Origin of the sequence: Pseudomonas sp. ESBL9, assembly GCF_036668715.1 — a bacterium.
Lineage (GTDB): Bacteria > Pseudomonadota > Gammaproteobacteria > Pseudomonadales > Pseudomonadaceae > Aquipseudomonas > Aquipseudomonas lundensis.
On record NZ_JAZEVV010000006.1, the window covers coordinates 103,435 to 119,903 of the forward strand.

Annotated in this window: 14 protein-coding genes; 8 read left to right on the top strand and 6 right to left on the bottom strand. The window is 58.8% G+C overall.

The window, feature by feature from the left end; all coding sequences use genetic code 11:
• Positions 1–71: 71 nt before the first annotated feature.
• The 3 genes from V6F78_RS17495 to groL all read left to right on the top strand — a co-directional run bounded on the left by V6F78_RS17495 (position 72) and on the right by groL (position 2,774).
• Entirely contained in the window at positions 72–545 is a 474-nt protein-coding gene (locus tag V6F78_RS17495; protein WP_047292571.1) for an FxsA family protein, read from the top strand.
• A 242-nt stretch (positions 546–787) separates the two neighbouring features.
• Positions 788–1,081, top strand: a complete 294-nt coding sequence (locus tag V6F78_RS17500) for a co-chaperone GroES (protein WP_016779794.1) — start codon at positions 788–790, stop codon at positions 1,079–1,081.
• Between the two features lie 49 nt (positions 1,082–1,130).
• Positions 1,131–2,774 carry a chaperonin GroEL gene (gene groL, locus V6F78_RS17505; RefSeq protein WP_047274181.1) on the top strand — a complete coding sequence of 548 codons (1,644 nt, stop codon included), beginning with the start codon at positions 1,131–1,133 and terminating at the stop codon, positions 2,772–2,774.
• Between the two features lie 194 nt (positions 2,775–2,968).
• On the opposite strand, the gene V6F78_RS17510 is transcribed toward groL, so the two are convergent.
• Complete coding sequence (locus tag V6F78_RS17510; protein ID WP_332727965.1) at positions 2,969–4,918, bottom strand: LTA synthase family protein; 1,950 nt, start codon at positions 4,916–4,918, stop codon at positions 2,969–2,971.
• Between the two features lie 203 nt (positions 4,919–5,121).
• Here V6F78_RS17510 and colR point away from each other — a divergent pair, with 203 nt between their 5' ends.
• The 5 genes from colR to V6F78_RS17535 all read left to right on the top strand — a co-directional run bounded on the left by colR (position 5,122) and on the right by V6F78_RS17535 (position 8,899).
• The gene (colR, locus tag V6F78_RS17515) at positions 5,122–5,805 is read left to right on the top strand and encodes a two-component system response regulator ColR (RefSeq protein WP_047274185.1); all 684 of its coding nucleotides are present in this window, start codon (positions 5,122–5,124) and stop codon (positions 5,803–5,805) included.
• Positions 5,795–7,072 carry a sensor histidine kinase gene (locus V6F78_RS17520; RefSeq protein WP_047278621.1) on the top strand — a complete coding sequence of 426 codons (1,278 nt, stop codon included), beginning with the start codon at positions 5,795–5,797 and terminating at the stop codon, positions 7,070–7,072. The genes colR and V6F78_RS17520 overlap by 11 nt, the downstream gene beginning before the upstream one ends.
• Positions 7,073–7,274: 202 nt before the next feature.
• A complete protein-coding gene (locus V6F78_RS17525; protein WP_047292575.1) occupies positions 7,275–7,955 on the top strand; it encodes a class I SAM-dependent methyltransferase in 681 nt (226 codons plus the stop codon).
• A 3-nt stretch (positions 7,956–7,958) separates the two neighbouring features.
• A complete protein-coding gene (locus V6F78_RS17530) occupies positions 7,959–8,672 on the top strand; it encodes a lipopolysaccharide kinase InaA family protein (RefSeq protein WP_047278617.1) in 714 nt (237 codons plus the stop codon).
• A complete protein-coding gene (locus tag V6F78_RS17535) occupies positions 8,672–8,899 on the top strand; it encodes a hypothetical protein (RefSeq protein ID WP_047278615.1) in 228 nt (75 codons plus the stop codon). The genes V6F78_RS17530 and V6F78_RS17535 overlap by 1 nt, the downstream gene beginning before the upstream one ends.
• Before the next feature lie 85 nt (positions 8,900–8,984).
• On the opposite strand, the gene V6F78_RS17540 is transcribed toward V6F78_RS17535, so the two are convergent.
• From V6F78_RS17540 to V6F78_RS17560, 5 genes are all read right to left on the bottom strand, one after another.
• Positions 8,985–10,082, bottom strand: coding sequence for a DUF1513 domain-containing protein (locus V6F78_RS17540; RefSeq protein WP_047292577.1), 1,098 nt, complete (start codon positions 10,080–10,082; stop codon positions 8,985–8,987).
• Between the two features lie 14 nt (positions 10,083–10,096).
• Complete coding sequence (locus V6F78_RS17545; protein WP_047274198.1) at positions 10,097–11,161, bottom strand: imelysin family protein; 1,065 nt, start codon at positions 11,159–11,161, stop codon at positions 10,097–10,099.
• A gap of 26 nt (positions 11,162–11,187) precedes the next feature.
• A complete protein-coding gene (locus V6F78_RS17550; protein ID WP_047292578.1) occupies positions 11,188–12,609 on the bottom strand; it encodes a di-heme oxidoreductase family protein in 1,422 nt (473 codons plus the stop codon).
• A 166-nt stretch (positions 12,610–12,775) separates the two neighbouring features.
• Positions 12,776–14,122, bottom strand: a complete 1,347-nt coding sequence (locus V6F78_RS17555) for an imelysin family protein (RefSeq protein ID WP_047292580.1) — start codon at positions 14,120–14,122, stop codon at positions 12,776–12,778.
• Between the two features lie 161 nt (positions 14,123–14,283).
• Complete coding sequence (locus V6F78_RS17560; RefSeq protein WP_047292582.1) at positions 14,284–16,335, bottom strand: putative bifunctional diguanylate cyclase/phosphodiesterase; 2,052 nt, start codon at positions 16,333–16,335, stop codon at positions 14,284–14,286.
• Positions 16,336–16,469 lie beyond the last annotated feature (134 nt).

A 16,469-nucleotide genomic window follows, 5' to 3' on the forward strand; every position in this document is an offset into this window, starting at 1 on the left:
CCTTGAATTCAGCGCCAAGCGCCGTCATCTAGGTTGAGTTGGAAGATATTCTTCCGGAGAGGAATCATTTGATGCGCGCTTTTCTATTGCTCTTTCTGTTGTTTCCCGTGCTAGAGCTGTACGTCTTTTTCAAGGTCAGCACCGCGATTGGTTTTTTCCCCGCGTTGTTGCTGATCATTGCTGGCTCCATGCTGGGGATTCTTGTGGTGCGGGTCGCCGGATTGGCGACGGCACTCAGCGCGCGCGAAAGTTTGAATCGCGGCGAGTTACCTGCCGAACAAATGCTCCACGGTTTGATGATGGCGTTGGGCGGTGGCTTGCTGGTGCTGCCCGGCTTTATCAGCGACATCGCCGGTTTGCTGTTGCTGCTGCCACCGGTTCGCAGTCTGCTGGTCAATCGCTTGCGCAAACGCGCTGAAGAGCAAGCCATGCGCCAGCGTGCCTTTGCGGATGAATTCGATGCCACGGCGCGTCCCGGTACACACCCGCCCTTGGGGCGTGAACCCAATGTGATCGAAGGTGAGTTTGAGCACCGCGACAAGTAAAACGCTTCAGCTTTTACAGCACGGCACTTCGGTGCCGTGTTCGTTTTTAGCCGCAGGAGCGCGCAAAAAAAATCATGGGTCGACCCTTGTAATCACCACGGTCGCCCTCATGTAACGGACACCGCAGGGTTTTGCTGGCAACAGCAAGCACTTATCCGCGAAACACCCCCGGCAATTCCGGACTTGTAAACCCAGCCGGTATGACACCGGCCGATGAACACCACAATTAGGAGAGATCGACAATGAAGCTTCGTCCTCTGCATGACCGCGTCGTAATCCGTCGCAGCGAAGAAGAAAAGAAAACCGCTGGCGGTATCGTTCTGCCTGGTTCGGCTGCCGAAAAAGCCAACAGCGGTGAAGTGATCGCCGTGGGCACGGGTCGCGTTCTGGACAACGGTGAAGTGCGTGCGCTGGCCGTGAAAGTGGGTGACAAAGTCGTGTTCGGCCCTTACTCCGGCAGCAACACCGTGAAGGTAGACGGCGAAGACCTGTTGGTAATGGCTGAGAACGAGATTCTCGCTGTTATCGAAGGCTGATTTCCCGCTCATTTTCCCGTTACTACACAGTATTTAAGGAAGAACGATCATGGCTGCTAAAGAAGTTAAATTTGGCGATTCCGCCCGTAAGAAAATGCTCGCCGGTGTCAACGTCCTGGCTGACGCAGTAAAAGCGACCTTGGGCCCTAAAGGCCGTAACGTGATCATCGAGAAGAGCTTCGGCGCTCCGACCATCACCAAGGACGGCGTGTCCGTTGCTAAAGAAATCGAGCTCAAAGACCGCTTCGAAAACATGGGCGCGCAACTGGTTAAAGACGTTGCTTCCCGTGCCAACGACGACGCGGGTGACGGTACTACCACTGCAACCGTTCTGGCTCAATCGATCGTCAACGAAGGCCTGAAAGCCGTCGCTGCCGGCATGAACCCGATGGACCTCAAGCGCGGTATCGACAAAGCGACCATCGCTATCGTCAAAGAACTGCGTGAACTGGCCAAGCCTTGTGCTGACAGCAAGGCGATTGCTCAGGTAGGTACTATCTCTGCCAACTCCGACAACTCCATCGGCGACATCATTGCCGAAGCCATGGAAAAAGTCGGCAAAGAAGGCGTGATCACCGTTGAAGAAGGCTCGGGCCTGGAAAACGAACTGTCTGTGGTTGAAGGCATGCAGTTTGACCGCGGCTACCTGTCCCCTTACTTCGTGAACAAGCCAGACACCATGGTGGCTGAGCTTGACGGTCCGCTGATCCTGTTGGTTGACAAAAAGATCTCCAACATCCGCGAAATGCTGCCAGTTCTGGAAGCCGTTGCAAAAGCCGGCCGTCCACTGCTGATCGTGGCCGAAGACGTTGAAGGCGAAGCCCTGGCGACGCTGGTTGTGAACAACATGCGCGGTATCGTGAAAGTCGCTGCCGTAAAAGCACCTGGCTTCGGCGACCGTCGCAAAGCCATGCTGCAGGACATCGCCGTTCTGACGGGCGGTACCGTTATCTCCGAAGAGATCGGCCTGAGCCTGGAAAGCACCACCCTGGAGCACCTGGGTAACGCCAAGCGCGTGATCCTGTCCAAAGAAAACACCACCATCATCGATGGTGCTGGCAACGATGCGGACATCCAGGCACGTGTGACCCAGATCCGTGCACAAGTGGCTGATACCACTTCTGACTACGACCGTGAAAAACTGCAAGAGCGTCTGGCCAAGCTGTCCGGCGGTGTTGCTGTGATCAAGGTAGGTGCCGGTTCTGAAGTTGAAATGAAAGAGAAGAAAGCCCGCGTTGAAGACGCCCTGCACGCTACCCGTGCAGCCGTTGAAGAAGGCGTGGTACCTGGCGGTGGCGTGGCACTGGTTCGCGCTCTGCAGGCCATCTCTGAGCTGAAAGGCGACAACGCTGATCAAAACGTCGGTATCGCGCTGCTGCGTCGTGCAGTAGAAGCGCCTCTGCGTCAGATCGTTGCCAACTCCGGTGACGAGCCAAGCGTAGTGGTCGACAAAGTGAAGCAGGGTTCGGGTAACTACGGTTACAACGCGGCCACTGGCGAATACGGCGACATGATCGAAATGGGTATCCTTGACCCGGCTAAAGTGACCCGTTCGGCTCTGCAAGCGGCTTCGTCGATTGCCAGCCTGATGATCACCACTGAAGCGATGATCGCCGAGATCCAGGAAGACAAACCAGCTGGCGGCGGCATGCCAGACATGGGCGGCATGGGTGGTATGGGCGGCATGATGTAAGCCAGCCTTACCCCGATACGCAAAAGCCCCGCCTGAGTAATCAGGCGGGGCTTTTTATTGTCTGCGGTTTTAGGGAGGCTCCGTGTTCAGGTCGTTAGCGGCGCAACATGCTCTTGAAGTGGGGAACACCTGCCGCCGTGGCCTGGCGATCTCACGGCTGCGTGCCGTATAAGGCACGCAGCTGCGCTTTCGCTTTAGCGTTTTGTGACCTGTTCGGGCACAGCCTGCTCGGGTTTCCAACTCAATAACTGCTGTTTGTAGCCATAACTGGCGGTCTGGTAATAGGTGATTGCCCGCTCAATCAGCGCATCGGTGGCCGGTACGCGGGATTCAACACTGGCGGTCAGTGCCTGGTCGTGGCGACGCAAGCCTTGGCGCGGGCTCAAAATCGCCAGGTCGTTGCCGTCGAAAAGCCCCAGGTGCTGGTAGTTGCCCACCACCACCCGTGGCGGCAGCGGGTTATCTTGCAACAGGTTGCGGCCGAAAAACGTGGACTGATAATCCATGTTCAACAGGCCGAGCAGGGTCGGCGCCAAGTCGATCTGGCTGGCCAGTTGTGCGCTTTCCCGGGCCTGGATCAGCTTGGGTGCATAGATGAACAACGGGATCTGGTAATTGGCGATCGGCAGGTCTTCTTTGCCGGCGCTTCCCGCCGTGTGGTCGGCCACGAAGATGAAGATCGTGTTGTCGAACCACGGTTTCTTGCGGGCATCGTTCAGGAACTGGCCGATGGCGTAGTCAGTGTATTTCACTGCGCCGTCACGGCCATTCCCCGACTTGATATCGATCCGGTTGTCCGGGTACGTATAAGGACGGTGGTTTGAGGTGGTCATCAATTGCAACAGAAACGGCCTGTTCTGCGCATATTCAGCATCGGCCAGTTTCAGGGTTTCGCGGTACAGGTCTTCATCGGCCATGCCCCACGCGTTTTTGAAGTGAATGTCAGCTTCGTTCACGCTGCTTTGGTCCACCACGCGGTAGCCGTTACCGCTGAAAAACGCATTCATGTTGTCGAAGTAACCACGCCCGCCGTACACAAACACACTGTCGTAGCCGACGGCGTTGAGTTGCTGGCCCAGGCTGGCAAAACCGCTTTCCCGGCCAATACGTTTGACGATGGAGCGTCCCGGTGTCGGTGGAATGGCCAGCGTAATGGCTTCCAGGCCGCGATCGGTGCGGGTGCCAGTGGCATAAAAGTTATTGAAATACAGGCTTTCTTGGCGCAACCGGTCAAGGTTTGGCGTGAGCTGGCGGTCATCGCCGTTGCTGCCCAGGTACTTGGCGCTCAAGCTTTCGATGGTCACCAGCACAATATTGGGCTGGATGGGCGACCCGGGGTTGTCGATCGTGCGGCGGATATCCAGCGGGTCTTTGCCCACAAACGTCGCGTTGGGCTCTGTCAGCTCGGCGCGCAATTGTTTGGCCACCACCTCAGCGGGGAGGCTGGCGTAGAACTGCGGGTAATCCAGCTCGTTGTTGCGAAAGGCCGCGAAAAATTGATAAGGCCCGTTGCTTGCCAGTTCGTGCTGGTAGGCATTGCCGCCTTGGCCACGCGGGTTATCTTGATCGAGCAGTTGCGCGCTCAGGCCAGCAAGCAGCGCCAGACCGGCGAAGCTGGCCACGCGGGTGCGCACCGTGGGCAGTGGCGCATTCATGGCGGCATTGAAGGGTTTGCGCAGAGCAAAGCACAAGGCAATGGCCGTCGCTGCAATGGCGCTGAGCAAAGCACCTATTGGATAGGACTCCAGCACGTTATTGAGCACTTCATCTGAATACACCAGGTAGTCGACAGCGATGAAATTGAAGCGCACGCCGAACTCGTCCCAGAACAACCACTCCGCCACGGCCGTGAAGAGCATGGCAAATAAGCTGACACCCAGTAACCCTTGCAGAAACCAGCGATGCCCCCGTCGACGGCACAGCGCAGGCGGGCACAACAACAGATAAAGGCCCAGAGGCAACGCGGCGTAAGACAAAAACCCAAGGTCGTAGACCAGGCCAACGCCCACTACCGGCAGCCATTGGTGTCCCGCTTCCCCCCAATGGGTGACCAGCAACAGGCCTCGGGTCATGAGAAAGGTTGCCAGCCAACAGCCTGTCAACAGAAGGAGATAGCGCATTGGCGCGGTGTGCAGCAGACGCATGGTTGTTTTTCCGTAAACCCGTGGGGTGCGCAAGTCTGCTGAGGGAGCTGTCGGCCACTTGTGAATCGCAGGTGAAAAAAATGTTAAGCCTTGATGACACTCAACTAAATAGCCGGAACGCCTTGTGGCGCTGGCCCTGCGGCGTGGTTCGCACTAAGCTGCGCGGGCCAAGACGGCCGTAACTGCGTACGGAGAAAGTGCCCATGCGAATTCTATTGGTTGAAGACAACCGCGATATCCTCGCCAATTTGGCTGATTACCTGGGGCTTAAAGGCTATACCGTGGATTGCGCGCAAGACGGTTTGTCAGGCTTGCATCTGGCAGCCACCGAGCATTACGACCTGATCGTGCTCGACATCATGTTGCCCGGCATTGATGGCTACACCTTGTGCAAACGCCTGCGTGAAGATGCGCGTCGCGATACGCCGGTCATCATGCTCACCGCGCGGGATCAATTGGACGACCGTTTACAGGGGTTCAAGTCAGGGGCCGATGACTACCTGCTCAAGCCGTTCGCCTTGTCGGAACTCGCGGCCCGCATCGAAGCCGTGCTGCGCCGTGCCCAGGGCGGCGGGCGTCGCGAGTTACAAGTGGCGGATCTGAAATACGACCTCGACACCCTTGAGGTCACGCGCCAGGGCCGCCTGCTCAAGCTCAACCCGGTGGGCCTCAAGCTGCTGGCGGTGCTGATGCAAAAAAGCCCCCACGTGTTGCGCCGTGAAGTACTGGAAGAAGCCTTGTGGGGCGATGACTGCCCCGACAGCGACAGCCTGCGCAGCCACGTTCATCAATTGCGTCAAGTGATCGACAAACCGTTCGACAAGCCGCTGCTGCAAACCGTGCATGGCGTGGGCTATCGCCTCGCCGAGGCACGCGATGGAGTTTAAGCAAAGCCTCGCCCAGCGGATCATCATTGCGTTTGCGCTGATGAGCGCGCTGGTCGCGGGGACGTTCGCCATGGGCATCGTGGCCACCGTGCACCTGGTGGAAGAGAAGCTCATTTCGGCGGGCCTGGGCGGCGACTTGCAGCGTCTGCTGCTGATGGACAATGTGGCGGACTGGAACCACCGTCCCGAGCCGGATCAGCTGTTTTATTACAGTGGCGGGCGCGGCGATTTCGCCTTGCCCAAGGATTTGCGACATCTGGAGCCGGGCTTCCACGAAGTATTTCGCGATCAGCTGTCGTATCACGCCATGGTGGAAGTGGTGGACGGGCGTCGCTACGTATTGCTGCAAGACCAGAGTGATTTCGAAGAGCGCGAACGGGTGCTGTTTGCCGTAGTGCTGGTGGGCTTTGTACTGGCGCTGGCGCTGGCTGTGTTTCTGGGGTGGGTGCTGGCACGCCGGGTGATGGCTCCCGTGGTGAGGCTGGCGCGGCAAGTTCGTCACCGCGACCAGCTCCTTGGGCTGGCGCCGCCGCTGGCGCCCGATTATGCCGCTGACGAAGTGGGTGAACTGGCCGTGGCTTTTGACGCCACCCTGGGCCGGTTGCGGGCTACCCTCACGCGTGAACGCCTGTTTACCAGTGACGTCAGCCATGAATTGCGTACGCCCTTGATGGTACTGGCCAGTTCCTGCGAGCTGTTGCTCGAAAGCCCGGCCCTGGATCAGCGCAGTCGTTCGCAGGTTGAGCGGATTTCCCGCGCGTGTGAAGAAATGCGTGAACTGGTGCAGACCTTCCTGATGCTGGCGCGTGCGCAGCATGAGGACGCCAGTATGTCGCCCAAGGTCAACCTCTCGACAGTGGCTGAAGGCCTCATCAGCTTATGGCGCGGGCCTATCGAAGCCAAAGGGCTGGAACTGATCTATCAGCCGGGCGACCCTCTGGATACGCTCTACAACGCGACTTTTCTGCATGCAGTGATGGGCAACTTGCTGCGTAATGCCTTGCATTACACCGACACCGGTTTCATCCGACTGACCCTCGAACCGACCGGTTTTGTGGTGGAAGACAGCGGCGTAGGGATCCCGGAAGAGAAACGTCAGGCGATGTTCCAGCCCTTCGTGCGCGGCAGCGAAAAACGCGGAGAAGGGCTTGGGCTGGGGTTGTCGCTGGTGCAGCGAATCTGTGACAGCCAGGGCTGGCGCGTGACGCTCACCACCATGGAGCCCAATGGCTGCCGATTCCGCGTTGAACTCAACCCTTCGGATTGAGTTTTTTTTGCGACGGCTTGCGCCCTGCAGGCTGTCGCAAAACTAGAGCTTTTAGTCGATAAGTGGCCCTGCGCCACTATTTCTAGCCTGTAAAACCTTGCAACTCTTGCGGGGTTTACAACACGTTTTTTTCACTCGTTGATGACCTGAAGCTCACAGCCGCCTGATTAAGGTGATGGCTACACGCTTCAGGAGAGCCATCATGAGCCCCGCCATCAAACTCAAATTTTCTGAAAAGTACGATCAGCAACACGCCTCGAATTATCTGTTGAAGCACCAGAACGGTTTGGCACGGCGCTTGTCCCATGCCCGGGACGAACAATTGGCCCGCCATGCCCTGGCGTTGGCCGGTGATCCTGGAGTGGTGCTGGATTTGCCCTGCGGCGCGGGGCGTTTTTGGCCGTTGCTGGCGCAAAGACATAATCGTGAAATCATTGGCGCGGACAATTCAGCGTCTATGCTGGATGTGGCTTCAAAGGCGCAACCCGACGAAGTGGTCAAACGGGTACGCCGTTTGCAGACATCTGCTTTCGACATCGACCTGCCCGATAACGCGGTTGACAGTATTTTTTGCATGCGCCTGCTCCACCATATCGGTGATGCCCGTCATCGGATGGCTCTATTGCGTGAGTTTCATCGTGTCAGCCGCGACAGTGTGATTATTTCCCTGTGGGTCGATGGCAATTTCAAGGCGTGGAAACGCAAGCGCCTTGAACGTCGACGCGGTGCCTCACCTGTGCAGGAGGGTTGCCAAAATAGATTTGTGTTACCTGTTGTTACAGTTGAGGGCGAGTTCAGGAAGGCTGGTTTCACCATTCAGAAGCATCTGGATTTTATTCCGCTGTACGCGATGTGGCGGGTTTACGTATTACGCAAGAGATAGCTCATGACCGTTTTTTTTGTACAGCAACCCCCGATGTCCACTGAAGATTGCTTTGAACATTACTGGCGCCAGGAAGGTGAATGGGTTGAAGAACCCAACCGGCGGCGGGGCGGGGAGAGTGGCGTACAAAGGATTCATGAAGATGGCAAGTTGCTCTATGCCAAGCGTCAAGTGGGTCATATTTACCGCAGCTGGCGCTACCCACAGGGGCGCCCGACGGTGCTGCGCGAACGAGATGCCCTGCTCGGGTTGAGCGAACTGAAGGTGAACGTGCCGGAGTTGGTGTTTTGCGGCGCCAAACAGGCGCAAGACAAACAATGGCGTGCCTTGTTGGTCACATCGGCGCTGGACGGTTATATCGAAATTCAAGACTGGTACGCCGCCGGCGGTCGCGAGCAGTACGGCGAAGCGGTGCACGACCGGGTGCTTCAAGCCGTGGCACAGAACCTGGCGCGCATGCACTTGGGGCGCTGGCAGCACGGATGCCTTTATATCAAACACGTTTTTGTGCGGGTCACGGGCACAGAACAGGCCGTACAGGTCGATGCCGCGCTGCTGGATCTGGAGAAATGCAGGCAACGTCTGACGCCGTATAAAGCGGCTTCGCACGATCTGAAACAGTTACGACGCCATTCGTCGTGGAGCGATACCGACTGGCGCAAACTCATCTACTTTTACGAAACGGTGTTTGGCAGCGCCATCAAAGGTTTACGGTGATGAAGCGAGAAATTGCACGAGGTTTGTTTTTGCTGGCTGCACTGGCCATTGCGTCAGTGGCGCTGGCCGCCTGGGAGCAACCCAAGCCACAGGTATTGAGCGCCACCCTCAGTGGCAATCACTGCCCGTTGCCGAGGGTGGCCAAGGTTGAGAGCGTGGCCAAGCCCGATCACGACTTGCTGCTGTTCATGTTCGGTATGTCCCAGGGGTTACGTCCACAGAGTTGAAAACATGTCAGAGGCGTTCTATAGCAGTCGCCGGACCGACCCCCGGCGACGCGCTCCCACGGCAATTGCTCATCCGGCGTCTGTTTTACATCACGTGTAAATGGTTGTCCCAAAGCCCGGCTGGCAGATCCAGAGGTTGGGCAGTCAATTGCGGTTGTCGGCAATCATAGAACCGGCACCGGCCTTGCCCCGAGGTCACCACAAAACCGTCCTTCACCGCCGCTACACCCGCGCAATCCGCTAATGGCGCATCCAGGCGCACCGCGCCGCTGTCCAGATCCCAGACAAAAAACCGATTGCCCCTCGGCGCCGTCAATGCCACCAGCCGCAGATCACTGTGCACCGCGACGCTGGCCGTGTAATGGCCCATGGCACGCAGCTGTTGTTCAGCCACAGGGAAAGGCTCGAAAGGCTGGCCCGGCCGCTTGATCGCCAATAACTCCGACAACTCGTGGGCATCGCCCATGAACTGCTGGCAGGCCACCACGGTGCCATCGCTGGCAATGCCCAAGTGCCGCACACTGTTCATCTGCTGGCTCAAGGTCTCTTTGCTCAGCAGGGTGCCGTCGCGTTGCATCAGTACCAGGCTGGGCTCCATGGCGTTGAGGTTCATCTCGACGCGGCTTTCGGCTTCGGTGCGAATGCCGCCGTTGGCCACCACCAGGGTTTCACCGTCTGGCATCCACGACACTTGGTGCGGGCCGACGCCATGGGTCGGGATCTCTCCACTGTGAATCAGGCGATCGCCTTCAAAGCGGTAAACCCCTAACAATCCGCGGCCCGGATCGGTCGTGTCGTTTTCAGTGGCGTAGAGCCATTCGCCGTCCTTGTGAATCACGGCATGGCCATAAAAGTGACGATTGGGCAGCGACGTGAGGGTTTGCAGCAACGCCCCGTCCGCGAGGCTGATGAGGTAGCTTTCGGTGCCTGGACGTCGGGCCACGAACAGCGCAATGGGCTGCGTCGGGTGGTTGATGATGTCGTGGCAGCGTTGCTTGACCTGGGTACTGAACACCTGGGTGCCGTCGAGCGTGTAGCCGACGGCGAAGTGATTGCCGTCGACGTCGTCACGGGCACTGAGCAACAGCGGGCTTTGGCCCTTCTGTTTGAACAGCGACCAGCCGCCCAGCGTGACGGCGCTGAGCAGTAAACCGCCAAGTTTCAAAGCTTGCCTGCGCATCATAGAACCTTCCTTCATTAATCGCCGTCGTTGGCGTTAAAGCCCAACTGGATGCCCAACGCTTTGGCCAGCTCGCCTTCGTGCAGGCGGTGAACCACGTTCAGGCTGTCGTAGATCGCATCCAGTTGAGCGCGGCCGGCGTCGTCAGCCAGCAGCTCATTGAGCGACCGGGTGTTGTCATTGAACAATTTGAGCGAAGCGTCGTATGCCGCATCGATCTTGTCAGCCAGCGGCTTTTGATCGGCAGGCAGCAGGCCGCGCAGGCCCTTGTTGTCGACACCGACCCACACCGTCCGGGCAGCGGCGAGGCTGGCGGCCAGGCTTTTGAGCGACGACTCGCTGCGCCATGCGTCAGCCTGGAAGGGCTGCGGGATGCCTTTGCTCTGGCGGCCCATCGGCGTGCCGAGTTTTTTCTTCAGGGTGTCCAGTGCAGTGACCTGAACCCGCAGCAAGTCAGCGATGGCTTCGTGGGAGTCGGCATAGCGCTGGTTCGGGAACTTGGTCATTTGCGCCAGCATGCCGTCGGTGCTGTTCCAGCTCGCCAGAATGTCTTCGGCCAGTTGCTTCTGACGTTCGCCAATGGCGCTCAGCAGCGGGCAGTAACGGGCTTTGGTGGCCTCGTCAGCGAGGTCGATTTTGCTGTCGAACAGGATGTACTCATAAGCAGACAACCCCTGGACCACGACGCTCGATTTGGCCAGTGCGGCGGCATCAATTTGCGGTTGGGCGATGACCAGTTGCTCGACCTGACGGCCGACCAGATTTTTTTTGTCCGGCCAGAACTGGACTTGCCACGAACGGTTGCCTTCAGCCAGTGGCCCGATCAGCAAGGGTTGCAGTTCGGCCCAGGCTTTCTGTGCGTGCAGGTAATCGGCCCGTGCGGTGTCGAGTGTTTCCTTGCCCTGGCAATAGGCCAATGCACTGACGGCCAGTTGACGGTCGGCGTCTACCCAGCGGCTGTAGGTGGGCAGGATTACCTGTTTGGCGATCGCAGCCGAGGTAACCGCTTGCGGGTCCTGGGGGGCGCACGCGCCCAGGGCTAGCGCGGCAAGGCTGGTGAACAACAACTTGGGTCGAAACATGTCGGGGTCCCCGATCGTGTAGGCGTTTAAAGAGAATTCAGGAACGCCAGCAACGCAGCGCGCTGCTCGGCATTGAACTGTAAAACGTTCTGGCGCGCCGGCTCGGCTTCGCCGCCATGCCACAGCACGGCTTCGAGCAGATTGCGGGCGCGACCGTCATGCAAAAACTGGGTATGGCCGCTAACGTTTTGGGTCAAGCCGATCCCCCACAGCGGCGGCGTACGCCACTCGCGACCACTGGCGGTAAACTCGGTCCGGTGGTCGGCCAGGCCCTCGCCCATGTCGTGGAGCAGCAAGTCGCTGTAGGGGTGAATCACCTGATTGGCCAGTTCGGGCTCGGCGGCGTCGGGTGCGGTGGTAAAGGTGGACGTATGGCACGCCACGCACCCGGCCTTGTAGAACAGGTTTTTCCCGGCCAGTACCTCGGGCGCCCCGACATCACGGCGTGCCGGCACGGCGAGGTTGCGGGTATAGAACTCCACGAGGCGCAAAATGTTGTCGCTGACTTCGGGTTCGCCGTCCGCGCCGTTGCCATTGGGCGCTTCAAGGCATGCCGTTTGGGCTTGGGTGCAATCATCGAAGGGTCTCAAAGACGTGGTGAGCCCCATATCACCAGAAAAGGCGTGAACATTTTGTTGATTGAGGTTCGGTTGACCGGCTTTCCAGCCAAATCGGCCCAACACCGTTTTTTGTTGCGCGTCATCCCAGACCCAATTGGGGCGCCCGGACACCCCGCCTGCGTTGTCGTCTTTGGCGTTGGCCAGGATCGCGGCTTCGGGGATGGCTTCGAGCAGCCCGAGGCCGATCATGGGCGGGGCAATGCGTGCCGAAAAACGGGTGTCCGGGTGCATCGGGCCATAGCCCAACTGGGTGATCTGCAAGGCTGGTTTGCGCAGCTCGACTTCGGTGCCGTCCTTGAACCGGACGGAAACCGGCTCGTAGTCGACGCGCACTTTGCCTTCCGGGACGACGCCGGGCACCGACATGTCCTGCAACTGGCCGCCATAGGTAGGCTCGGGAACAATACCGGCTTGCTCGATCAGGGTGGCAAACGTCGGGTCATCCGGGATCGACAGGCGTACCAGCATCGACACCGAGTTTTTCGCAGTGGGAGCGGGCGGATGGCCGCGACCGTCCTTGATATGGCAGTTCTGGCAGGCATTGGTATTGAACAGCGGGCCGAGGCCGTCGCGCGCGGTGGTGGTCGAGGGCGCGATCACCCATGGGCTGCGGAAGAAGCTGTTACCGACACTGAAATCCAGACGCCGGCTGGGTGCCAGATTGGCAGACGGCAAAGAAAAGGCGTTCTGGTCGGTTTTGCGCACCGTGGTGGCTCCCCCGGAGCGGGCTTCGCCAGGCTCGGGTTTGGTAAAGCGCGGGGCATCGTCACAACCGCCCAGGCCCAAGGCCACGAGCAGCAGCGACAGGCGAAGAGGCAACGAAGGCATCAGCGTCCAGTTCTACGAGCAAAATCGAGGGCACAAAGTCTAGCAGGGAAGGAGAATTGAAATAAGAGGAATTAGCGTTTGGTTTGACTTACGGCAGTCAAGGCGTCTCATCACGTGAAAAGGCGACCCGCAGGTCGCCTTTTGTCATGCGCACAGACGCAGCGAATCAGAAATCGTGATCGGCGTTGTCCGGGTTCAGGTCGCTGATGCCCAGCTTGCCGGCGGCCTGTTCGATGGCGCCGGTCTGCTTGACCAGTGCGGCGATGGCATCACGCACCACCTGATTGCCCGATTCGTTACCTGCGGCGATCAGTTGGTCGTAGTGCTCGCCCTTGGCAGCGCGATCCACCATGACCTGAATCTTGGCTTCGGTGTCGGCCAGGTCGGATTTCAGCGTCGCGTCAGCCGCCGGGTCAACCACCACCACCAGCGAGGACAGGCTAGGGCCGGTCATCTTGGTGCCGTCGGCACGCAGGTACTCACCCAGGTAGACGTTACGGATGCCTTTGGCGTCGTAGAAGTGCGAGTAGTGGGTGTTGTCGCTGAAGCAGTCTTGCTCGTCTTCAGGGGAGTTGGCTTCCAGCGACACTTTCATGCGCTCGCCCGCCAGTTCGCCCAACGACAGGCTGCCCATGCCGAACAGCATTTTGCGCAGACCGTTCTGTACCGGCTCGGCTTCCAGCGAGGCGCGGTAGTTGTCCGGCACGTTGGGCGCCCAGTTGCCGACCATTTCGTCCAGGTCGTTGACCAGCAGTTGGGTCACGGCTTTGAGGTACGCGCGACGACGGTCGTTGTGGCCGCCGGTGGCGCCTTGGCCTTCCAGGTAGTCAGAGGCCGGACGGTTGCCCGCGCCAGGGCCGGTGCCGTTCAGGTCCTGGCCCCACAGCAGGAATTCAATGGCGTGGTAGCCGGTGGCCACGTTGGCTTCCGAGCCGCCCAGTTCATTCAGGCTGGCCAGGACTTCAGGGGTGATTTCGGTGACGTCGACTTTGTCTTCGCCCACCTGGATCTGGGTATTGGCGATGATGTTGGCGTTGGCGCCCGGGTTGCCCAGTGCGTGAGCGTAGCTGGCGTCAACGTAGTCGATCAGGCCTTCGTCCAGAGGCCAGGCGTTCACCTGACCTTCCCAGTCGTCAATGATGGTGTTGCCGAAGCGGAATACTTCGCTCTGCAGGTACGGCACACGCGCTTCAACCCAGGCGGCCTTGGCGGCTTTCAGGGTGTCGTCATTGGGGGTGGCGAGGAAGGCATCGATGGCGGTTTGCAGTTTTTTCGCGGTGCTTTGCGCGTCGCTGTACACGGCGTGAACCATGTCGGCGTAATGGGCTACCACGGCTTTGGCGGCGGCTTCGTCGATTTTCACCGCGCTGATGTCAGCCGCCGGCGTTGCCTGAGTCGTTGCGGCGGCAGGGGCTGGAGCTGCTGTGTTTTTTTCTTGGTCTTTGTCGCCACAACCGGCGAGTGAAATAGCAATGGCCAGCAAACTGGCGGAGGCCAGAGGCAAACGAATCATGGCGAACATCCTGCTTCGAGAGGTGGGACACGTGTGCGAGTGCACAAAACGATGGCGACATGATGCGAAAGATTTGCATTTTGTGTAAAGGGTTAGCGTTGTAAATATTTCCTATTTACGTCCCTCTCACCCGGATACACCGCAAACCTTGAAACACGGATTTACATAATGGCGGCATTGTTGCGCTGGCCCTGCTTCAGAAAAACGCTCAACTCGCGCGCTGGCAACGGTTTGCTGTACAGGTAACCCTGGCCTTCGTGGCAGCCCTCGTTGATGACATACGTTTCCTGCTCAAGGGTTTCGACACCTTCGGCAATCACCTGCATGCCCAGGCTTCTGCCGAGCTGAATGATGGCCCGCACGATGGTGGCATCGTCGTCGTCGTCGATCAGGTCTTGCACAAAGCTCTTGTCGATCTTGATCTTGTCCAGCGGCAGGCTCTTGAGGTAGCTGAGCGATGAATACCCGGTACCGAAGTCATCAATGGCGATCAGGGCACCGGAGCGGCGCAGGCTGAGCAGGTGTTGCGCGGCCGTGCTGATGTCTTCCATCAGGCCGGTTTCAGTGACTTCCAGTTCAAGGCTGCGGGGTGGCAAACGGTAGATTTGCAACAGGTTGTTGACCATTCGCGGCAAGTCCGCGTGGTGCAATTGCACGGTCGACAGATTGACCGCCATGCGCAGTTCGGTGAAACCCTGATCGTGCCATTCGCGCAATTGGCGGCAGGACTGATCCAGTACCCATTCCCCGATAGCAATAATGCTGCCGTTTTGCTCGGCCAGCGGGATAAACAAATCAGGCGGCACCATGCCGTGAACGGGATGCTGCCAACGCAAGAGCGCCTCGACACCCACCACCTCATGGTCGCTGTAGCGGATCTGCGGCTGGTACACCATGTACAACTGATTGCTCAGCAGGGCGTCGCGCAAGTCTTTTTCCAGCTCACGCCGACGGCGCATCTCGGTGTCGACACTGGCGATGTAGAACTGATAACGGCTGCGCGAGCGTGACTTGGCCAAGGTCATGGTCTGTTCGGCTTTTTGCAGCAGTTTTTCGCTGGTGTCACCGTCTTCCGGGAACAGGGTAATGCCGACGGTGGCCCTCAGCCGGATGGATTGTTCGGCCAGCAGGAACGGGGTTTCCAGGTCGTCGAGAATGCACTGCGCCAACTCCGCGACCTGATAAGGCTGATCGATATCGGCCTGCACCAGCGCAAACTGATCACCCCCCAGGCGGGCAAGTGCCCCCAGCCGACCGCTGTGCGAGCGCAGGCGGTCAGCCACGGCTATCAGCAGTTGGTCGCCGGTTTGATAACCGTGCTGTTCGTTGATGCTTTTGAAATCGTCCAGCCCCACGCACAACACCCCCACCCGGCGCTGCAAGCGACCGGCATCGAACAGGATCTTGGCGAGCTGGGTTTGCAATTGCTGGCGATTGGGCAACCCGGTCAGAAAGTCGTACTGGGCCATGCGCAGCAGAGTGTTTTCAGCCTCATGGCGCAGGTGGGTATTGCGCTCGATGGAGGTCAGTAACTGGTTGGCCGTGTTGATCCAGATGCCCAGTTCGTTTTTTTCGTGGCCCCTTAGCAAAGGCAGCAAATGCTGGCTGGGGCGGTCCGGGTTGATGGTGCTCAGGTGCTCGATCATGCGTGACAGGGGCTTGGTCAGCAGCCAGTGGTAGATCAGGTACAGCACCAGCCCCATCAACAAGGCGCGCAAGACGCCTGAGATGAAAATAATCCCCGAATTGATCAAAAAACCGTCGCCATAGTTGGCGGTATCAAGGGTGATGGTCAGGTCGCCGTAGTACTCGCTATAAGGCCCGCGGCCCACCAGCGGGGTGACGAATGTCCGTTCCTTGTCCAGAAATACATCCGTCAGCCAGCGACTGGTGGCTTCTCGCAATGGCCTGGATTTTTCAGCCAGCGTGGTTTCTTTGGGATGGCCGATGGAGGCCTGACGCACCGCATCGTCCTGAAACAGGCCTTCGATGACCTGCATCGCCATCTCTCGGTCCAGGCTGTAGACGGCCTGAGTGGAGGGATCGCGGAACATGTCGAGAATACGCTCGGCGTCGCTGTTGATCGACTGCCGGGTCTTGTAGGCGTCGAACACAATCTGCGCGCAGCTCAACACCACCCCGACGATCAGTGCCGACAGCAGCACGATCCGGAGCAACTTGACTGACAAGCTGTTTTTGAGTTCCAGCTTCAAAGAGCGCTTCCTTGTTTCTGGCGGATGATATCAAGTAGCCATGACTGTGGGTAATCCCTCGCGGACACTCTTCGCCTTTAAAACTTTAATACGGTAACGCTGTGCACACTGTGTCGGTCTGGCCTGTGCTGAAC

What these genes read in the sequence shown, in the direction of transcription:
- V6F78_RS17550 (WP_047292578.1), bottom strand. Translation starts at nt 12,609, where the DNA reads ATGCCTTCGTTGCCTCTTCGCCTGTCGCTGCTGCTCGTGGCCTTGGGC.
- colR (WP_047274185.1), top strand. Translation starts at nt 5,122, where the DNA reads ATGCGAATTCTATTGGTTGAAGACAACCGCGATATCCTCGCCAATTTG.
- V6F78_RS17525 (WP_047292575.1), top strand. Translation starts at nt 7,275, where the DNA reads ATGAGCCCCGCCATCAAACTCAAATTTTCTGAAAAGTACGATCAGCAA.
- V6F78_RS17520 (WP_047278621.1), top strand. Translation starts at nt 5,795, where the DNA reads ATGGAGTTTAAGCAAAGCCTCGCCCAGCGGATCATCATTGCGTTTGCG.
- V6F78_RS17555 (WP_047292580.1), bottom strand. Translation starts at nt 14,122, where the DNA reads ATGATTCGTTTGCCTCTGGCCTCCGCCAGTTTGCTGGCCATTGCTATT.
- V6F78_RS17495 (WP_047292571.1), top strand. Translation starts at nt 72, where the DNA reads ATGCGCGCTTTTCTATTGCTCTTTCTGTTGTTTCCCGTGCTAGAGCTG.
- V6F78_RS17530 (WP_047278617.1), top strand. Translation starts at nt 7,959, where the DNA reads ATGACCGTTTTTTTTGTACAGCAACCCCCGATGTCCACTGAAGATTGC.
- V6F78_RS17510 (WP_332727965.1), bottom strand. Translation starts at nt 4,918, where the DNA reads ATGCGTCTGCTGCACACCGCGCCAATGCGCTATCTCCTTCTGTTGACA.
- V6F78_RS17500 (WP_016779794.1), top strand. Translation starts at nt 788, where the DNA reads ATGAAGCTTCGTCCTCTGCATGACCGCGTCGTAATCCGTCGCAGCGAA.
- V6F78_RS17535 (WP_047278615.1), top strand. Translation starts at nt 8,672, where the DNA reads ATGAAGCGAGAAATTGCACGAGGTTTGTTTTTGCTGGCTGCACTGGCC.
- groL (WP_047274181.1), top strand. Translation starts at nt 1,131, where the DNA reads ATGGCTGCTAAAGAAGTTAAATTTGGCGATTCCGCCCGTAAGAAAATG.
- V6F78_RS17540 (WP_047292577.1), bottom strand. Translation starts at nt 10,082, where the DNA reads ATGATGCGCAGGCAAGCTTTGAAACTTGGCGGTTTACTGCTCAGCGCC.
- V6F78_RS17545 (WP_047274198.1), bottom strand. Translation starts at nt 11,161, where the DNA reads ATGTTTCGACCCAAGTTGTTGTTCACCAGCCTTGCCGCGCTAGCCCTG.